This window comes from Citrobacter sp. Awk 2 (genome assembly GCF_028069815.1).
Taxonomy (GTDB): Bacteria; Pseudomonadota; Gammaproteobacteria; order Enterobacterales; family Enterobacteriaceae; genus Citrobacter.
Genome location: NZ_JANEWL010000170.1, coordinates 1 through 4,491 on the forward strand (window position 1 = coordinate 1; position 4,491 = coordinate 4,491).

Here is a 4,491-nt window from a genome sequence, read left to right on the forward strand (position 1 = left end):
ATCCATGTTACTGTTGTAACACTGAACACTTTCAAAAAACATCAAGTTGCCATTTAAAAAACAACACTAATTGACACCTGGCACCGTTAACACTCAATCACTGACATTTTTGCGACATCTATCACTCACGAATAAACCCCCAATCAATAGACTCTCATTTTTTCCGCACATTATTAGTATCTTTACCTCATGGAGTTGAGCATGAATAAAATATATATTAAGAGTCTACTTGCTGCATGCGTTATCTTATCCACCTTCAATAGCCATTCTGCTGAACTAAAACGCGTCTATGGAAAGATTAGCCTCGGCTACGGTGATTGGAATAAAGGATTTGTAAACGTCGATCGAGGTGAAGTATGGAAAGCTGTTGCTGATTTCGGCGCTGTTTTTGATAGAGGTGAATTCGCCTCATTTTACGAAATGAATGTACTCAACCATCCAGTAGAAGGACGTAACCATACGACTCAATTTCTTGGACATTATCGTCCGATAGAAGGGTCTGATTTTACGTTAATGACTAAACTTTATATGTCGATGGAAAACAAATTTGGTGATGAGTTGAACATGATGTATGGGGTAGGCTACCTGGGTCTGGTAGAGAAATCATGGTTTATCAAACCTTATGTCGCGATACATAATTTATCCAGCGACTATAACTCTGCAAAATACGGTCAGGCTAATGGATTTAACGGCTATGTCCTTGGCTGGGTTGCTGCATATAATTTCGAAATGCTTAATGAGAAATTTGCCATTTCAAACTGGAATGAAGTTGAAATGGATCGTAATGATGCTTATGCAGAGCAGCAAGGTGGGAAAACGGGTCTAAATGGTGCCGTTACGTTTACCTGGAAATTTATGCCCCGCTGGACAGCCTCTGTATCCTATCGTTACTTCAATAATAAATTAGGGTATCAGGATTATGGTGACCGTATGAATTACCTGGTGGGTTTTGAATTCTAATTCATCAGCAGAAAAGTAAACTCTATAGTTAGCAATTAATCTTAGATATGTGTTTATCAATAAATTATACATAGATCGATGTTGTATATTTAACAAATGGATGGTTAATATGAAAAAGAAATTTTCAGTATCATTACTTTCTCTGTGTATCGGGTTATCATCAGCCGTAACGTTCTCCGCTGATGCCCGAGATATCACAATCTATTACACCAATGATTTACATGCCCACGTCTCTCCAGAAATTATTCCTTATGTGTCTAAAACCCGTGAAGTTGGTGGGTTTGCGCCCATTTCGAAAATTGTTAAAGATGCAAAAGCCAAAGAAAAAGATGTTTTTTTCTTTGATGCTGGTGACTATTTTACCGGACCGTATATCAGCACCTTAACCAAAGGTGAAGCCATTATCGATATACTGAATACTATGCCCTATGATGCCGTCTCAGTAGGGAACCATGAGTTTGATCACGGGCATGAGAATTTGGTCACACAACTCAGCAAACTTAAATTTCCGGTGCTGCTCGACAACGTTTTTTACAGCGGAACGGAAAACCCGTTGATTAAAACACCGTATACCATCGTCGAAAAAGATGGCTTAAAAATTGGTGTTATTGGTATGCACGGTGTTTCCGCGTTTTATGAAGCGATTGCAGCAGGTGTACGTGAAGGTGTGGACTGCCGGGATCCTGTTCCTTATGTGAAAAAACAGCTGGAAGAGTTAAAGGGAAAAGTTGACCTCACTGTGCTTCTTGCGCATGAAGGCGTCCCAGGCCGCCAGTCCAGTGGTGGTGATGATGATGTTGCTCGCGCGCTGAAGACCGATGTTGAAATGGCTAAAACGCTTGAAGGTTACGGGTTGAACGTGCTTATCACCGGTCACGCTCATAAGGGTACACCGGAGCCGATTAAAGTCGGAGATACGCTTGTCGTCTCTACTGATGCCTATACGATTGAATTAGGTAAGCTGGTACTTGACTGGAACCCTGAAACGAAAAAAGTGGATAGCTACAACGGCAAACTCATCACGATGTATGCAGATACCTACAAACCCGATCCACAAACACAAGCGAAAATTGATGAGTGGAATAATAAGGTTAAGGCCATTACTGACCGCGTCGTTGCCCACTCACCGGAAATTCTGACCCGCTCCTATGGTGAATCAGCAACGACAGGTAACTTAATAACCGATGCATTGTTGTATAAAGTGCCTTACGCCGATGCTGCCTTCTATAATGCCGGCGGTATTCGTTCCGAACTACCAAAAGGCAATATTACCTATGGTGATGTATTGAGCATGTACCCATTTACCAATGATGTGATGAGCATGGATATCAGCGGCAAAGATCTGAAAGCCATTATGTCTCATGCGGCCGATCTGAAAAATGGTATTCTGCATGCTTCTAAGACCGTACAATTCAAATATGACAGTACGAAACCGCAAGGCCAGCGCATTGTTGAATTCAATATTAAAGGCAAGCCGGTAGAAGACAATAAATACTACTCTGTTGCGCTCGACTCATTCATTGGTAAAGGCGGTGGTGGGTTTACCTTCACCAAGGGTAAAAATGTCAAATATATCAAGGGACTGCAAACTGCTCAGGCAATTGTTGATTACATGGAACATGTCAACAACATTACACCTGATCACACCATGCGTGTCGATGATATTAGCAAGTAGTGACTTAGACTCAAATAGTTAAACATCATGCGGCCATAAAATGGCCGCATTTTCTATACCTAATTAAAAGAGTGGCAATTTATAAACTCTGAATGCTGAGATATCATAGCGATAATCATCCCCATTGACTTCAGCATTCTTATAATAGCCCGATGTTACGGTTGCCTCGAACAGCAGTTGTTTGGTTTCCTTATTGATTTCTTGCAGTACCAGCATACCCAGTGCCTGACTACCATCCAGCGGATCTACAATATCACTATATCCTGGCTGGGCGGATAAAGGGCGACCATTTTCATCCATAGTGCTTGCGCCAAAATGGATGACCAGATTACCATTACTGAGTAAATGCTTGGCACTGACAAAACTGCTATATCCCCGGCTTCCCACCTCTTCTTTACCATATTCATACGAACGTGATACCGTCATTGTATTCAGATCGATTCTAAACTGAACCACCCGGCTAAAATTATCAATCGGTAGCAAACTTTTGGCATCATCCCGGGAACGGTAATTTCCATTGTCAAACACTAAGAACTCCAGAATACCACTCTCTGTATTTGGGATTTCAACGATATTATGCTGACCCCATGTCCAGAAATCACTGTTCGCTGAATCAATTCCTTCCTGAGTAGAAAAATCAAACAACGGATTACCTGATTCATCAACTGGGGTAAGTAGATATTCTTCAAAGTCAGAGGCCCAGTCCTCGTGATCTGCCATAATAAAGCGCAATTGCCCCGACTCAACATCAACCCCAAAAACAGAACTTTGGTGGCGCCCGGATGAAACCAGCAAATTGTTCGTCGTATTAATATAGCTTTGGTTGATATGCAACCAATCATCCATCGTCACAGATTGGCCTGGCGCACTTCCCGATGGGCGTGGAGAACGTGAATAGTCCATCACTTTCAACATATCATAATAAGCGACTTCAAGTCCGGTAGTCAGATCGATAATGGAAACACCATCCTTGCCTGTTGAATAATCGTCAGGGCGTCCATTGGTATACTCCGAGGGAGCAATAGCAAGATTGTTCTCTAATGGCAGAATAGAGTGATGAAACTCATTATCAAGCAGATAGACCGTATACACTCGTCCCATTACATCAAATTCATACATGTCCAGGCAATGATTGATACCCTGTGATGTCGCCAGAAAATGTCCATTGTCCATTCGAACAAAATTGTAGGAAGGAATCTCCTGAGAAACATACCAACGAACGATACCATATTGGTCAAATGCCAGATTATAACGGTCAAAATACGTAGAGAAATAAAGGCCATCAGCCACTAATGAAGATTCATCAACGGCTTTGGTTACAGTAATAACCGGGAAGCCAAGAGTAATATCCGCAGAATCCGATGGCGGTAATGCTGCAGGCGTTACCGTGTATTGCCCGACAATCTGCGTGCCGGAGATCAAGGTAACGATATTATCTTCGCCAGCAACTAACCCCGAAACAGGAACCAGGTTAGCGCCAGTTTGCATGCTGTATGTCCATGAGACGGCAACGGTGCTCTCCTTACTATCCTGAACAGTAACCGTTATATCTTCATTCAGTGCCCCCCATATCCCTAAATAAAGACTTAAAGGCGCAGTTCCATAAGGATCTAAAGTAATTAATGGATTCTCATAGCTATCCGCGTCCGTCACTGCCGCGAGCAGACTTTGATAGATTGCATTATGTGAAAGTACCATCGCATTATCAACGTCAATTTGTTGATTAATGGGTGTGCGAGGAGCTGGCTGGCTGATAGATAACTTATTGATGTTCATATTTCCACCTTTCCATAAAATAGTATTCATTTCTTGTCAGCAACATAATACCGACGTTTCAAAAATAATAAGATAGAAAC

Annotated in this window: 3 protein-coding genes; 2 read left to right on the top strand and 1 reads right to left on the bottom strand. The window is 41.9% G+C overall.

Translation table 11 applies throughout. The features are described 5' to 3' along the window. The first annotated feature begins 201 nt into the window (after positions 1–201). Both NNO02_RS22660 and NNO02_RS22665 read left to right on the top strand, forming a co-directional pair. Positions 202–960 carry an outer membrane protein OmpK gene (locus tag NNO02_RS22660; RefSeq protein WP_271442878.1) on the top strand — a complete coding sequence of 253 codons (759 nt, stop codon included), beginning with the start codon at positions 202–204 and terminating at the stop codon, positions 958–960. Positions 961–1,060: 100 nt separating this feature from the next. Then, entirely contained in the window at positions 1,061–2,635 is a 1,575-nt protein-coding gene (locus NNO02_RS22665) for a bifunctional metallophosphatase/5'-nucleotidase (RefSeq protein WP_271442852.1), read from the top strand. 63 nt (positions 2,636–2,698) lie between these two features. On the opposite strand, the gene NNO02_RS22670 is transcribed toward NNO02_RS22665, so the two are convergent. Next, positions 2,699–4,411: an aryl-sulfate sulfotransferase gene (locus NNO02_RS22670; RefSeq protein WP_271442851.1), complete on the bottom strand. Its 1,713-nt coding sequence runs from the start codon at positions 4,409–4,411 to the stop codon at positions 2,699–2,701. Between the last annotated feature and the right edge of the window lie 80 nt (positions 4,412–4,491).